This window comes from Paenibacillus sp. J22R160 (genome assembly GCF_059692135.1).
Window position 1 is genome coordinate 501316 of the sequence record NZ_JCAUAU010000002.1, and the last position, 15300, is coordinate 516615.

The 15300-nt window shown below is 42.5% G+C and carries 16 protein-coding genes; 14 read left to right on the forward strand and 2 right to left on the reverse strand.

Features of this window, described 5'->3' with window-relative positions; all coding sequences use genetic code 11:
* Positions 1–66: 66 nt before the first annotated feature.
* The 12 genes from AC58UW_RS05895 (at position 67) to AC58UW_RS05950 (ending at position 11959) form a co-directional block, all read left to right on the forward strand.
* On the forward strand, positions 67–756 hold the full coding sequence (locus tag AC58UW_RS05895) for a regulatory protein RecX (protein WP_497419747.1): 690 nt from the start codon (positions 67–69) through the stop codon (positions 754–756).
* A 387-nt stretch (positions 757–1143) separates the two neighbouring features.
* Positions 1144–2682: a ribonuclease Y gene (rny, locus tag AC58UW_RS05900; protein ID WP_161405788.1), complete on the forward strand. Its 1539-nt coding sequence runs from the start codon at positions 1144–1146 to the stop codon at positions 2680–2682.
* Positions 2683–2800: 118 nt separating this feature from the next.
* A complete protein-coding gene (locus tag AC58UW_RS05905; protein ID WP_497419748.1) occupies positions 2801–3595 on the forward strand; it encodes a TIGR00282 family metallophosphoesterase in 795 nt (264 codons plus the stop codon).
* 117 nt (positions 3596–3712) lie between these two features.
* Complete coding sequence (locus AC58UW_RS05910) at positions 3713–3973, forward strand: stage V sporulation protein S (protein WP_028558349.1); 261 nt, start codon at positions 3713–3715, stop codon at positions 3971–3973.
* Between the two features lie 126 nt (positions 3974–4099).
* Entirely contained in the window at positions 4100–5041 is a 942-nt protein-coding gene (locus tag AC58UW_RS05915) for a dipeptidase (RefSeq protein WP_497419749.1), read from the forward strand.
* Between the two features lie 206 nt (positions 5042–5247).
* On the forward strand, positions 5248–6996 hold the full coding sequence (locus AC58UW_RS05920) for a 2-oxoacid:acceptor oxidoreductase subunit alpha (protein ID WP_497419750.1): 1749 nt from the start codon (positions 5248–5250) through the stop codon (positions 6994–6996).
* On the forward strand, positions 6984–7850 hold the full coding sequence (locus AC58UW_RS05925) for a 2-oxoacid:ferredoxin oxidoreductase subunit beta (RefSeq protein WP_161405784.1): 867 nt from the start codon (positions 6984–6986) through the stop codon (positions 7848–7850). Before AC58UW_RS05920 ends, AC58UW_RS05925 begins: the two co-directional genes overlap by 13 nt.
* A gap of 93 nt (positions 7851–7943) precedes the next feature.
* The gene (gene pduL / locus AC58UW_RS05930; RefSeq protein WP_497419751.1) at positions 7944–8513 is read left to right on the forward strand and encodes a phosphate propanoyltransferase; all 570 of its coding nucleotides are present in this window, start codon (positions 7944–7946) and stop codon (positions 8511–8513) included.
* Between the two features lie 134 nt (positions 8514–8647).
* Positions 8648–10129, forward strand: a complete 1482-nt coding sequence (gene miaB / locus AC58UW_RS05935; RefSeq protein WP_497419752.1) for a tRNA (N6-isopentenyl adenosine(37)-C2)-methylthiotransferase MiaB — start codon at positions 8648–8650, stop codon at positions 10127–10129.
* A gap of 107 nt (positions 10130–10236) precedes the next feature.
* Positions 10237–10626, forward strand: a complete 390-nt coding sequence (locus tag AC58UW_RS05940; RefSeq protein ID WP_497419999.1) for a YlbF/YmcA family competence regulator — start codon at positions 10237–10239, stop codon at positions 10624–10626.
* A gap of 116 nt (positions 10627–10742) precedes the next feature.
* On the forward strand, positions 10743–11477 hold the full coding sequence (locus AC58UW_RS05945; protein ID WP_497419753.1) for a phosphonate ABC transporter ATP-binding protein: 735 nt from the start codon (positions 10743–10745) through the stop codon (positions 11475–11477).
* Positions 11474–11959: a low molecular weight protein-tyrosine-phosphatase gene (locus AC58UW_RS05950; RefSeq protein WP_497419754.1), complete on the forward strand. Its 486-nt coding sequence runs from the start codon at positions 11474–11476 to the stop codon at positions 11957–11959. The genes AC58UW_RS05945 and AC58UW_RS05950 overlap by 4 nt, the downstream gene beginning before the upstream one ends.
* A gap of 63 nt (positions 11960–12022) precedes the next feature.
* Here the strand turns inward: AC58UW_RS05950 and AC58UW_RS05955 are convergent, their stop codons facing one another.
* Together AC58UW_RS05955 and AC58UW_RS05960 are read right to left on the reverse strand one after the other, a co-directional pair.
* Complete coding sequence (locus AC58UW_RS05955) at positions 12023–12421, reverse strand: hypothetical protein (protein WP_497419755.1); 399 nt, start codon at positions 12419–12421, stop codon at positions 12023–12025.
* Positions 12422–12512: 91 nt separating this feature from the next.
* Positions 12513–13712: an ATP-binding protein gene (locus AC58UW_RS05960; RefSeq protein ID WP_497419756.1), complete on the reverse strand. Its 1200-nt coding sequence runs from the start codon at positions 13710–13712 to the stop codon at positions 12513–12515.
* A gap of 272 nt (positions 13713–13984) precedes the next feature.
* Between AC58UW_RS05960 and AC58UW_RS05965 the strand changes: the two genes are divergently transcribed.
* A complete protein-coding gene (locus AC58UW_RS05965) occupies positions 13985–14164 on the forward strand; it encodes a hypothetical protein (protein WP_497419757.1) in 180 nt (59 codons plus the stop codon).
* 115 nt (positions 14165–14279) lie between these two features.
* On the forward strand, positions 14280–15290 hold the full coding sequence (locus tag AC58UW_RS05970; protein WP_497419758.1) for a 2-oxoacid:acceptor oxidoreductase family protein: 1011 nt from the start codon (positions 14280–14282) through the stop codon (positions 15288–15290).
* The last annotated feature ends 10 nt before the right edge of the window (positions 15291–15300 follow it).

A 15300-nucleotide genomic window follows, 5' to 3' on the forward strand; every position in this document is an offset into this window, starting at 1 on the left:
TGATACCGTGAAAGCACCTTAAACCTTAGGTTAGGGTGCTTTCGTGCATGAAAGGGGCTCGATAGCTTGGAACAGGAAGAACAACAGACTTCCATCATCACACGAGTAGAGAAACAGAAGCGGGGGAGGCAACGCTATAATATATTTTTAAATGAAGAGTACGCTTTTTCGGTTCACGAAGATATTCTAATTAAGCATCGGATAGCCAAAGGAGAGATCGTTAACCTACAAGAGTTAGAGAAGATCATTCAAGATGAAGAGCAGAATAATGCGTATATGAAGGCTTTGCGCGTTATTGGCCGGCGACCGCATTCATCGAGTGAACTGAAACGAAAGCTTAAAGAATCAGGCTATGAACCATCAATTATCGAATGGGTAATTGAAAAATTAGCTTTGCAAAAATACCTTAATGATGAAGAATTTGCCAAGATGTGGACGGACAGCCGGATCATTTCTCAAAAGAAAGGTCGCAATCTTGTTCGTCAAGAGCTACAGCAAAAAGGCATCGACAAAGAGCTGGTTAAACATGCAATGGAGAACATCAATCCAGAGGATGAAATAGCAGGAGCAATGAAACTTGCTCAAACGAAATGGAAGCAAACCTCAGGGGAACCTATGGACAAGAAAAGAAAGACGGCTGCCTTTCTAATGCGAAGAGGATTCACGGGAGCTGTAGTGAGTAAGGTTTTAGGGCAGTTAAGCAGCGAGTCGAGTGAAGAAGATTATGAGATTATTGAGGATTCCTTCGATTATTAATGTTGTTAATTATTTACTGAAAATAGTTAATATCATTAACGAATACGGGGGTATAAAGTTGGGCATGATGATCTTCTCATGGACTATCGCTTGACAAGCTTCTTCGACAAAAGATAAAATAACAGTGTATATTTTCATAATGTATTCAAAATCATACTTATTTCATTGATTTTGAGGGGACAGATGTAAAAACCGCCAATTTTTACACTGTTGATTATGGATTATTAGCACTATAGTGCCTCTAACGCACAGTGCGCATTCATTTAAAAGCCATACTCTTTTTAACTTAGGGTATGTATGACTAGTCAAACAACTAAAAATCGGATTAAAAAACCGAACGGAATCCCAGGCTAACACCTTGGAGAAACCAACGAGGAGGTGAACAAGATGACTTTCATCTGGATCGCGATCATTCTCATTGTTGGAGCTGCATGCTTAGGGATTGGTTATTTTATCCGTAAATCTCTTGCAGAAGCGAAAATTTCCAGTGCTGAAACAGCCGCTGAGCAGATTAGAGAAGCTGCTAAGAAAGAAGCAGAAGCACTGAAAAAAGAAACGGTTCTGGAAGCGAAGGACGAAGTACACAAACTTAGGTCCGAAGCTGAAAAAGACATTCGTGAGCGTCGGAATGAAATTCAACGACAAGAAAGACGATTGTTGCAAAAAGAGGAATCGCTGGATAAAAAATTAGAATCTCTCGAGCGTAAAGAAGAGCAAGTTGCCAACAAAGAGAAGCGGATCGAGGATACACAAAACCAAATTGATCAGCTTTATAAAAGCCAGGTTTCGGAGTTAGAGCGTATCTCAGGACTTACAATGGAAGAAGCGAAAAGCATCATTCTTACCAATGTGGAGCAGGAAGTGCGACACGAAACTGCACAGCTTATTAAAGAAATCGAACAACAGGCCAAAGAAGACGGCGATAAGAAAGCCCGTGAAATCATCACGCTCGCCATTCAACGTTGTGCCGCAGATCATGTTGCTGAAACGACCGTTTCAGTTGTTTCATTGCCAAATGAAGAAATGAAAGGCCGGATTATCGGTCGTGAGGGACGTAATATCCGTGCATTGGAAACATTAACGGGTATTGACCTTATTATTGATGACACGCCAGAAGCAGTTATTTTATCTGGATTTGATCCAATTCGTCGGGAAATTGCTCGTACATCCCTAGAGAAGCTTGTTGCAGATGGTCGTATTCATCCAGCACGTATTGAAGAGATGGTTGAGAAATCCCGTAAAGAAGTTGATGAACGTATCCGCGAATACGGGGAGCAAGCCACGTTTGAAGTTGGAGTTCACGGATTGCATCCTGACTTGATTAAAATTTTGGGTCGACTGAAATTTAGAACAAGTTATGGTCAAAACGTATTGAAGCATTCCATGGAGGTAGCTTATCTGGCTGGTCTGATGGCCGGGGAGCTCGGGGTAGACGTAACTTTGGCGAAACGTGCCGGGCTGCTTCATGACATCGGTAAGGCGCTTGACCACGAGGTTGAAGGATCTCATGTCGAAATCGGTGTTGAGATTGGTAAGAAGTACAAGGAGCATCCAGTCGTCATTAACAGTATTGCTTCACATCATGGCGATGTAGAAGCAACGTCCGTTATTGCGATGTTAGTCGGAGCAGCAGATGCGTTATCCGCGGCGAGACCTGGAGCACGCAGGGAAACGCTCGAAACATATATTAAGCGTCTAGAGAAGCTCGAAGAAATCTCGGAATCTTTTGAAGGTGTTGAGAAATCATACGCCATTCAAGCAGGCCGTGAAGTACGTGTTATGGTTCAACCTGAGAAAGTGGATGATACCGAAGCGTTCCGCCTAGCCCGCGATATTACCAAGAAAATCGAGGGTGAACTCGATTATCCAGGACATATTAAGGTTACCGTGATTCGTGAAACACGAGCTGTTGAATACGCTAAATAAGAGTAACCAATGCGAAAAGTGGCTGATACAGCCACTTTTCCTTATTTTATAGGCGGGACGATAGGTTGTATCCTAGCCATCTGCGCATCTACGTTCATAAAGGAGCTATAAATTTGTTATGAAAATTGTATTTATTGGAGATATTGTTGGATCCGTTGGAAGAAAAGCACTCAAAAATATCATGCCTCGTTTAAAACAAGCGCATCCTCACGCCGTGTTCATAGCGAATGGAGAGAACGCTGCTGCGGGGAAGGGGATTACTTCAGCCATAGCGAAAGAAATCTATGAGATGGGCATTCAGGCCCTTACAATGGGCAATCATACATGGGATCAAAAAGAGATTTTCGATTTTATCGATCGAGATGAGAAAATGGTTCGACCAGCCAACTTTCCACCTGGTACTCCGGGTAGGGGACATACGGTCATAAAGGTTAAGGATCAGGAGCTGCTGATCATCAATTTACAAGGGCGCACGTTCTTGCCACCAATCGATTGTCCGTTCCGGAAAGTGGATGAGATCTTAGAAGCAGATAAGAAAAAGCACAAATTTATATTTGTAGATTTTCATGCTGAAGCGACTTCTGAGAAAATTGCAATGGGGTGGCATTTGGACGGAAAGGTATCTGCTGTCGTCGGCACGCATACTCACGTGCAAACAAATGATAACCGCGTATTGCCGCAAGGTACGGCTTATGTGACAGATGTAGGGATGGTGGGTCCACGTGATGGCATTCTGGGAGTGGAGAGAAATGCTGTACTTCAGAAATTTAAAACTCAGCTGCCGGTAAGATTCGTCACAGATGAAGGGAAATGGCATTTCCATGCTGTTGTTATAGAGTTGAATGATCAAACTGGGCAAGCGAAAGCGATCCAGCTCATTCGTTACGATGAAGATCAAGTTTTCATGGATTAGTTTATATATATATCAGAAAATTTAGTTAATTTGAACGAAATAGAAAGTCATGTTTGTGCTACCTCGAGAATATGATGATTAATGGAACTATCCATCATTCCCGAGGAGGTACTATTCATGGATGTATTAAAAGTTTCAGCAAAATCCAACCCAAACTCCGTTGCAGGTGCATTGGCAGGTGTGTTGCGTGAGCGCGGGGCAGCTGAGCTCCAAGCTATTGGTGCAGGCGCCTTAAACCAAGCCATCAAAGCAGTAGCGATCGCAAGAGGATTTGTGGCGCCCAGCGGAGTTGACTTAATTTGTGTACCAGCCTTCACAGATATCGTGATTGACGGGGAAGATCGGACGGCCATTAAATTAATCGTTGAGCCGAGGTAATGCGCGTAATCATACATAATAATGCCTGCAGCCTGTTTACCTTGTAGACAGGTTTTTTATTCTACGCCAAAACCTCTGATAAGAGGTTTTTGTCTTGTTTAGCGATAAATAAAGGAGGCTGGATGGATGAAGATCATGGATGGTCATTGCGATGCGTTAACGAAACTGTATGTGAACCCTAAGCTCGATTTTGGTAAAGAGGATCAGGAACTGGATGTCAGTTACCCGAGATTAAAGCATGCAGGCGTTAAGGTGCAGTGTTTTGCCATTTATTTATCAGACTCCATTCAACAGCCCACATTTGATCATATCTTGCAGATGGTTGATATTTTTCAAAGTAAAATTGTACGTCATTCGGGGATGCAGTTAATTCAAAATGTGCAGGATTGGCATGAGGTAGAGGCAGGAGAACAAATTGGCGCAATTCTGACACTTGAAGGTGTGGATGCTTTAGCAGGCAACTTGACCCATTTACGAATCCTGTACCACTTAGGTGTACGAAGTGTAGGGTTAACTTGGAACTACGCGAATTGGGCCGCAGACGGCGTAATGGAGCCTAGAAAAGGCGGCTTCACAAGAAAAGGCAAACTCATGTTAAGAGAATTAGAAACAATGGGTATAATAGCAGATGTGTCACACTTATCGACTGCGGCATTTTGGGAAATGGTTGAGGTTTATAACAAACCTTTTATTGCTTCTCACTCCAATGCTCAGAAAATATGCCCCCATCCAAGAAATTTATCAGATGATCAAATCAAAGCTATCATTCAATGTCAGGGACAAATTGGCCTTACGTTCGTTCCCTACTTCGTTGATAGCATGAATCTGGCTGTTCCTATCGCGGGTCTACTTAAACATATTGATCACGTCTGCTCATTGGGAGGAGAGAGACAGATTGGTTTTGGATCAGATTTTGATGGCATCGAGCAGTGGATCAAAGGGTTAAGACATGCAGGTCAATTCGAGAATTTAATAGAAGCATTATGTAAAAACTATAAGGAAAAGCAAGTAGAAGCATTTTTGTTTGGAAATTGGCGCAATTTCATGCTGGCGAATCTTCCGAAATGAAAATTGAAAATCGATCTAATATTGATATGGATTCGATCTAAAAACTCTATCTTTTAGAATCGTTGGTACCCCTTGCATTTTGCTCCATAAAGGCATAGAATTTGGTTGACAAGTGAAAGGTTTTTTTTATTGCATGATCTTATCTTACTAAACAATTTAGCTTTTCATGTGTTCGAGCAGCTACAATCAAAAGGAGTGGACGTACGGTGATTAGTCAGTTATCTTGGAAAATCGGAGGTCAACAGGGTGAAGGGGTCGAAAGTACTGACCGCATCTTCTCTACTGCATTGAACCGTCTCGGTTACTATTTGTATGGGTACCGTCATTTCTCTTCACGGATTAAGGGGGGACATACAAATAACAAGATTCGCATCAGCACCAAGCCGATTCGCGCAATTTCAGATGATTTGGACATTCTGGTTGCATTTGACCAAGAAAGTATCGATTTCAACGCTCACGAGCTTCGTGACAATGGTGTAATCGTTGCAGATGCCAAATTTAACCCTGTTTTACCTGAAGGAATTAAAGCACGTCTGTTTCCAGTTCCAATTACTGCAATTGCAGAAGAACTAGGAACATCCCTATTTAAGAACATGGCCGCATCAGGAGCCTCGTGGGCATTGCTCGGTTTGCCGCTTGATGTGTTTAATAAAGCTGTTGAAGAAGAGTTCGGTCGTAAAGGCGCAGCTGTTGTTGAGAAAAACATCGAGGCTGTTCGCAAAGGTGCTGAATCCGTACTTGAATTGGCTGGTGGCCCAATCGCTGACTTCCAATTAGAGCCGGCTGACGGCAAGCAAAAATTGTTCATGATCGGTAACGATGCAATCGCTCTGGGAGCTGTAGCTGCTGGCTGCCGTTTCATGCCTGCATATCCGATTACACCTGCTTCCGAGGTAATGGAATATTTGATTAAAGCACTTCCTAAATTCGGCGGTACAGTTATCCAAACAGAAGATGAAATCGCAGCTTGCACAATGGCAATCGGCGCTAACTATGCTGGTGCACGTGCACTGACAGCTTCTGCTGGTCCTGGTCTGTCCTTGATGATGGAGGCCATTGGTTTGGCTGGTATGACGGAAACTCCAGTTGTTATCGTTGATACACAACGCGGCGGTCCAAGTACAGGTCTTCCAACGAAACAAGAGCAATCTGACTTGAACGCAATGGTATACGGTACGCACGGTGAGATCCCGAAAATCGTATTGTCCCCAAGCACAATTGAAGAGTGCTTCTATGATACAATTGAAGCTTTCAACTTGGCTGAGAAATACCAATGCCCAGTTATTCTGATGACAGATCTTCAGCTTTCCTTGGGTAAACAATCCGCTGAAATGCTGGACTACAACCGTATCGTAATCGATCGCGGTACGCTGGTAACAGAAGCCCCTGAGCTAGAAGCAAATCAATTGTTCAAACGTTATGAGTTCACTGAGAATGGTGTATCTCCACGTGTTATCCCAGGCGTTAAACATGGTATTCACCACGTAACAGGGGTAGAGCATGACCAAACGGGTCGTCCTTCGGAGAGCACAGAGAATCGTCAAAGAATGATGGATAAACGTCTTGAGAAGTTGAAACACATTCAAGTAACGGATGCCATCAAAGCAGATGCTCCTCATGAGAACCCAGATCTTTTGATTATCGGTATGGGATCCACTGGCGGTACAATTGATGAAGCAAGACGCCGCGTTGAAAAAGAAGGCATCAAAACGAACCACGCGACTGTACGCTTGATTCACCCGTTCCCAGCTGAACAGCTGAGACCGCTTGTTGAAAAAGCAAAAACGGTTATCGTTGTTGAAAACAATGCAACAGGTCAACTAGCTGATCAAATTAAACTGCATGTTGGTCATGCAGATAAAATTAAAAACGTTCTGAAGTACAACGGTAATCCGTTCCTTCCAGCAGAAATCGAACAAAAATGTAAGGAGTTGACTTTAGCATGGCAACATTAAAAGATTTTCGTAACAATGTAAAGCCAAACTGGTGTCCAGGATGCGGAGACTTCTCCGTACAAGCAGCTATTCAACGTGCAGCGGCTAATGTTGGTTTGGAACCTGAAGGCTTAGCAATCGTATCCGGTATTGGTTGTTCCGGACGTATCTCCGGTTACATCAATGCTTATGGTTTCCACGGTATTCACGGTAGATCTTTGCCAATCGCACAAGGTGTGAAAATGGCTAACCGCGACCTTACAGTTATTGCTTCCGGTGGTGACGGAGACGGCTTTGCAATCGGTATGGGTCACACGGTACATGCGATTCGTCGTAACATCGATGTTACTTATATCGTTATGGACAACCAAATCTACGGTTTGACAAAAGGCCAAGCATCTCCACGTAGTGCTGAAGGCTTCAAAACGAAAAGTACACCGCTTGGTACAATCGAGTCTGCTATTTCTCCGTTAGAAGTAGCTATGGCTGCTGGTGCAACGTTCGTAGCACAATCTTTCTCCAGTAACTTGAAACAGCTAACAGCAGTTATCGAAGCTGGTTTGAACCACAAAGGTTTCTCCTTGATCAACGTTTTCAGCCCATGCGTAACTTTCAACAAAGTAAACACGTATGACTGGTTCAAAGAGAACATTGTTGATCTGGATGAAATTCCGGATTATGACTACACAAATCGCGTAATGGCAATGACCAAAATCATGGAAACAAACTCCATGTTGACAGGTATCATTTACCAAAACAAAGATAAAAAGAGCTATGAAAATTCAATCCCTAGTTTCGCTAAAGAAGGACTATCGAAACAAGATCTTCAACTTTCAGAAGCAGACTTCAACAAAATGCTCACTGAATTCAAATAATGGCTTAACCTTGAGGGCATATGGAGATAATCCGTATGCCCTTTTTGCTGAGCGGTAATACTGACAACTATACTAATCAAAGGATGATATAGAATGAAAACAGTTCCTGTTGGAGTGTCTGCTAGACATATACACCTATCTGAGGCGCATATTGCCATATTATTTGGAGAAGGGTATGAGCTGAAAGAATTTAAAGACCTTTCTCAGCCAGGACAATATGCAGCCCAAGAAACAGTGTCGATCGTTGGACCAAAATGTAAGATGGATAAAGTGAGAATTCTGGGACCTGCGCGTCCATTTACCCAAATTGAAATTTCGCGCACGGATGCGTTTTCATTAGGTATTAATCCACCAGTACGTGAATCAGGCCATATCGATCAAACACCAGGACTCCGAGTTATAGGTCCAGTAGGGGAAGTAGAGCTTGATCAAGGTGTGATTGTAGCAGCTAGACATATCCATTTTCACACGTCAGACGCAGATAATTGGGGCATTCAAGATAAACAATTGCTGCGCGTCAAAGTAAATGGCGAAAGGCCGTTGATCTTTGAAAATGTCATTGCTCGTGTATCCGAACAATTTGCTTTGGACATGCATATAGACACGGATGAGGGGAATGCAGCTGGTGTAAAAACAGGGGATATAGCTGAGATTCTTGACTAGTTCAACAAGGACTAATTTCACCTTTGTGCCAATTTCCTTTTGTACTAAATAGGCATGTGATGTTATAATAAAAGTTGCGTAATTATTTGTGAATTACGTAAGTTTTACCAACGCAACTCGTAGGAGGAACGAAAGTGGCTAACCAAGTGAAATCCGATAAGGATTATTCTCAATATTTTCAGCCTCCTTCACTGACAGATGCTAAGAAGCGCGGAAAAGAAGATATCGCCGTTCACTATGACTTTCATATCCCTGAGGACATGCAGGGGTTCGGCAAAGATAAATATTATTTGATTCGCACTTACGGATGCCAGATGAATGAGCATGATACAGAAGTTATGAGGGGCTTGCTTGAACAAATGGGTTATCAGACGACGGAAGACAAGTATCAAGCAGATGTGATTCTGTTGAATACTTGCGCGATCCGTGAAAATGCGGAGGATAAAGTGTTCGGCGAGCTTGGACACCTGAAGGCGCTCAAAGCACAGAAGCCAGGGCTTGTACTTGGTGTATGTGGTTGCATGTCACAGGAAGAAGCTGTCGTAAATCGAATTATGCAGAAGCATGCTTTTGTTGATTTGATTTTTGGTACACACAATATTCATTGTTTGCCTGGTTTACTGAAGGATGCTTTTTATAACAAAGAAATGGTTGTAGAAGTATGGTCCAAAGAAGGCGACATCATTGAAAATTTACCGAAGAAACGGGAAGGAATCCGTGCTTGGGTGAACATCATGTTCGGATGCGATAAGTTTTGTACATACTGCATAGTTCCGTATACGCGCGGTAAAGAGAGAAGCCGCAGGCCGCAGGATGTACTTGCTGAAGTAAGAGATCTAGCACGTCAAGGGTTTCAAGAAATTACGCTGCTTGGACAAAATGTCAATGCTTATGGCAAAGACTTTGAAGATATTACTTACTCTTTTGCTAATTTGATGGATGATATTCGTAAAATTGACGTTCCGCGAGTTCGATTTACAACCTCGCATCCAAGGGATTTTGATGACGACTTAATCGAAGTATTAGGCAAAGGCGGTAATCTGGTCGAACATATTCATCTGCCCGTTCAAGCGGGGAATACCGAAGTACTGAAACGGATGAGCAGAAAGTATTCCAGAGATCATTATTTACAGCTTGCCCGCAAAATTAAAGCAACGATGCCGGAAGTTGTTTTGACTACCGATATTATCGTTGGTTTCCCTGGTGAGACAGATGAGCAATTCGATGAAACGATGTCACTCTACGAAGAAGTAGGATTCGACTTCGCGTTTACATTCATTTATTCGCCGCGTGAAGGTACACCTGCTGCTGGAATGGAAGATAATGTTCCGATGGAAGTGAAGAAACAGCGCTTATATCGTTTGAATGAGCTTGTGAATGCTCACAGTAAAGCGAGCAATGAGAAATTGCTGGGACAAACGGTTGAAGTACTCGTTGAAGGCGAAAGTAAAAATAACGCTGATGTACTTGCCGGGCGCACACGAACGAATAAGTTGATTCATTTTACCGGCTCCAAAGAGCTAATTGGTCAAATGATCGATGTAAAAGTAACACATGCACAAACATGGATCTTGAAGGGTGAAATTGTTCATAAGCCCTTGAAATTATCCATTTAATACGTTTGTTAATATAGATAGGAGTGTGAAGGAAAGTGTCCCAATGCGATCACCAACATGATAACCAGCCTCATGCATTTAAAGTTGAGGAATTTACGAATACGGAAATGATCGTTCGCGAAGATATTTTGGACAAAGCCAAAGAACTGGCTACTTTGTTGACTACTTCGAATGAAGTACAGTTCTATCAAAAGGCTGAGAAGCAAATCGCTACAAACCCGGATATTCAAGTTTTAATTGGCTCCATCAAAAAGAAGCAAAAAGAGATTGTTGCGTTCCAGACATTTAAGAACGAGAAAATGGTTCAAAAGATCGAGAATGAAATCGAAGTTCTGCAAGATGAATTAGACGGAATTCCAATTGTAAGTGAATTCAAACAAACACAAGATGACATCAATTATTTACTACAACTGGTCATGTCGGTCATTCGTGATACGATTTCCGATAAAATCAATGTAGAAGCAGGAACTTCAGAAGCACCGACATCTTGTGACTAAGATGAAAGATGACTTCCCGTGGGTTAGCGAGAATCGCCCTCTATTCAGGCCTTTGCTTGATGTGAGCGGCGATTTTTTCCAAAGGGACCAATAGGAAACATGAAGGAGAGATTGTCATGCTTACCGTACGTAATCTAAGTAAAGTATATCCGCCAGACAATCAAGTGCTTTCTCAAGTTAGTTTTCAAGTGGATCAAGGCGAATTTATTGCCGTCATAGGAAGCAGCGGGAGTGGCAAAACAACGTTATTGCGCTGCATCAGTCATCAAGAAAAGTGGACAAGCGGCCAGTTAATCTATAACTCCAACGATATCTCCAAACCCGGACCATGGGAGCGCTTTAAATTAGGCAAGGACTTCGCTTACTTAGAAGAGAAGCCTGCGCTGAATCGAAATAAAAGCGCTGTCAAGAATGTCATGATGGGCAGAGTGTTTCAAGCACCATTACGCGTTATTACAGGCATGACATCCAGGGATGAGCATGTAGATAGCATGGATTATTTGGAAAAGGTAGGCCTGCTGGATAAAGGGGACAAGAAGGTAGGCCAGCTTAGTGGCGGTGAACAGCAGCGTGTAGCAATCGCCAAAGCCTTAATACTTGGACCTAAAATGCTTGTTGCAGATGAGCCTGTTTCTGGTCTCGACCCGAAATCCACGGAGTACATTCTTCAGGATTTGAAGTCATTATGTAAAGATAGGAATATGAGTGTAATCGCTACGTTGCATAAGGTTGAATTAGCAGAGCGATTCGCAACACGCATTTGGGGAATTGCAGAGGGTAAAATCGTACTGGACATCCCTGCTAGATCGTTAACGATGCGTGAGAAAAAGCTTGTATTTGGTGAAGTATGATCCAGGTCTTATTCGTATGTTTGGGAAATATTTGTCGCTCCCCCATGGCAGAGGCTGTTTTCCGTCATCAGGTCAAACAGGCTGGTCTTGAACATGCCATTGCCATTGATTCAGCAGGCACAGGTGACTGGCATATTGGTCATCCACCGCACCAAGGAACACGGGACATTTTAGATAAAAATCAGATTGATTACAAAGGCATGCAAGCGAGGCAAGTAAAATCAGATGACTTCGTGCAATTTACATACATCATCGCAATGGATGAGAGTAATGTCCAGAATCTAGCTGCGTTCGCTCCTGAACCGATAGATGCTGAGAAGCGGGCCTCTATTCACAAGCTATTGGATTTTGCACCCGGGCGCATGAATAAAGATGTACCAGACCCTTATTATACGGGGAATTTCCAAGAAGTTTTCGAAATGGTTGAAGAGAGCTGCGCCAGATTACTTACGTATATTATGGATAAGGAACAGCTTGCATAAATGCAGCAAAATAAAAAAGCAAAGGTGAGAGGGAATCTTTCTCAACCTTTGCTTTTTTGGTATTTATAAAGAGATCAGCCCTGTGCGCGTAAGGCATTCTGAGATAGCTTCAAGCATGACTGGATAAATAGGAATGACGATATGAATAGGGCCAAGTTCAAACAATCCGCTTCGGTTATGGACCGTTGCTCCTTGAACATAAATACGGAAGTGATCGGAGCCCGAAGATAAATGGGTGGTCTCTTGGTTACCCGATCGGGCGTTCACGAAAGATATGGCTTTAAGTGATGGGTTGTTATAGGGAACAATACTGATGATGTTCTCCAGTTTAAAATAATAATTAATATGCGGCTTGTGAAGAATCAGTTCTTTGGTCGTGATGGTCAAACCATAATCCTTTTTCTTATGAGACATTTTCAAGTCGCCATCTAGCGATTTTATCTGAATGAAATCCGAACTCATGGCAAAGCCCTCCTTCACGAGTCATGATGATCGCTTGTCTTAACAGAATAACATAGATCATCATGCTTGTTAAATGGAGGGACTTGGTTGTTTATTTTTGCTGAAAAAGGATTGAGCACTGTGTACCCTGGTTTAAGACGCTGCTGAAGGAAATTTTCCCGTTCATCATTTTGATGATGCTCATAACGACGACAAGCCCAAGTCCAGTTCCTTGTTCTTTGGTCGTATAAAACGGCATACCAAGTGAATCTAATTGCGACTGGCTCATGCCAACCCCTGTATCGGTAATGGAAATTTGAACGCCACTCGTCAGCTTACAGGTGCGTAGGGAAATGTGACCGCCATCAGGCATGGACTCAATAGCATTTTTAACCAAATTCATTAAGCATTGTCGAAGCTTCTTAGATTCCCCTAGGATGAATAGGGGGTCATCTGTCTCATGAATGATTTCGATTACTACCTGATGATTAGTTGCAAGTGGAGTAATGAATCGAAGCGTGGCTTCCAATTCCTCCTTAATATCCAGCTGCTCCTGCAATCCGTTAGACGGTTTGGCATAGTTCAAATAATCGTTGATGATGGTATTCGCCTGATCTACGCCGGATAGCGCTAGTTCAATATATCTCTTTTGATCATGGAGCGGTAGCTCCCTCTGCTCTAACAACTGCAGGAACCCGCGAGTGGAGGTTAACGGATTGCGAATCTCATGCGAGATGGTAGCAGCTAGCTGACCAATCATGCGGTCTTTCTCAATTGCGATAATACGCTGTCTATGAAACTCATGCTTCTTCACATGGAAAACTAAAAAAATGATTAACAATAAAGAAATAAAAGTAAACAATATGGTGTATAAAACATACAGAGAGAAGTAAGATCGTATGTAAGTCGCAAGCAGTGCATACAATACTTCGTACACGGCCAATAAGACTGTTGCATATGCTATTTTGAGCTTAAGGTTTAGTTGATTGACTCTATTTCTAATATAATAGCTACCGAGCAAGATAAAAGCGCTGCTTAGCATTGCCGGTTCCCAATAATAATTAAGGACAAAGATACAGCCAATATTAAAACTGATCCAAGTCATCACAGCAGGGATAAATCCTGCGAATACAATGACCGCTGTCAAACTCAATGGAAGAAAGTGGAGCGAATAAATAAAGGGATCAATATCTTCAAAATTCCAATAAAAGGCGAGTAGAATGACGAGAAGAATACCAAATAGTAGGTTGCGCTGCTGCTCTTTGTAAATGAATAAGGGAGTGAGAACCTGATGGATTAATGTAGCACTCATGAGGTAGAAGAGACCATGCAGTTCATGGGAAATGATTGAATGGAGCAAATTAGTGCCATCCTTTCCATATGTACGACATTATCTTAGTTATTTCTACATTATCTCACATAATTAGACCTTATCAAGAGAAGGGGCCTATTTTGGATGCTAAAGATTTGCTAAAGATTTGCTAAAGAGTTATGGTCTTAACGCTATTAACCGCTGTATAATAAGAGTTAACTTACTGCAAGCGTTTACAAATTCAAGGGATTTGAAAACGAGGAGAGATGAGGATGCGGGCGTGCTCACAGGTTTGCGGTGTTGTCTTTAATCCGATTGACGAAAATTATGTGAACGTTTGTGATGAGTGTGAGCATGTCGAGAAGGGTGAATTTGAAACAAAAGCTGAGAGGTTAGAAGAAACAAGTTATTATTTGGGAAAGTGCGGGCTCATCATCGATTACTTGCTTTAAAAAGGCCTTGTCTAAAAAAAGGTTGATTACCAGCAATTTCTTGTTACAATGAAAGTAGATTTACTATTCATACTATTTATTCTTTATGCTGTTCATTTTTGAAAGGAGACCTTGCATGGTAACTTTACCTAAATTGAACGATCTCGGATTTTTCGAGATAAGACTGGAATCCATCGGCGGTCTCGGCGCTAATCTGGCAGGTAAGATGCTTGCGGAAGCGGGAGTTGTTGGGGTGGGATTGAACGGGGTTAGTTTTTCTTCTTATGGTTCTGAGAAGAAAGGATCAGCAGTGAAAGCGCACATTAGGTTTTGTGACATGGATACGAAAATACGGGATACTTCACCTGTAGAACGACCGCATGTAGTAGGTGTTTTTCACGAATCGCTTTCCAAGACTGTAAACGTTATCAGTGGCATCTATGAAGATAGTACAGTGTTAGTAAACTCAACGAAGACGCCTGATGAGCTTAAGGAAAAGATGAAGTTAAGAGGCGGCACCATTGCAGTTATCGATGCCATCGGAATTTCGCTGGAAGAGAAAAATCGTGTAAACATGGCGATGCTTGGCGCATTATTCCGGTTATGTGATTTCCTTGATCCGGATGTCATGAGAGGTGTTATTCGTAAATCGTTAGAGAAGAAGTATCCGTTGGCTGTTGCACCGGCCTTACGAACGTTTGACCGTGGGTACAACGAAGTCAAGTTCCAAACGTATGCGCTTCCAGAAGGAGAGACAATGCCTGATTTCGTCCGCTTCGATACGCCAGTTCTTGGCTACGAAACGCAGACAATCGGCGGAGTTATTTCAAATCCTGGAAATAGTATTTTAAAGGATTTAAGCATTTCACGTGCAGGGATGATGCCGCATTTCCATGAAGATAAATGTATTCACTGTGCTTCTTGCGATAATGTTTGCCCGGATTTCTGCTTTGTATGGGATGAGCTCCCTGACAAAAAAGGGCGTCCGCAGATGTTTTTGCAGGGCATTGATTATCAATACTGTAAAGGTTGCCTCAAATGTGTACAGGCTTGTCCGACCGAAGCGCTCACAGATGAGCGGGAAGAAGACGGTTATGCCGATATTCACCGTATGCCACATCGCTTCAATCTAGCTGTAAACTCTTAGAGAGTATTTA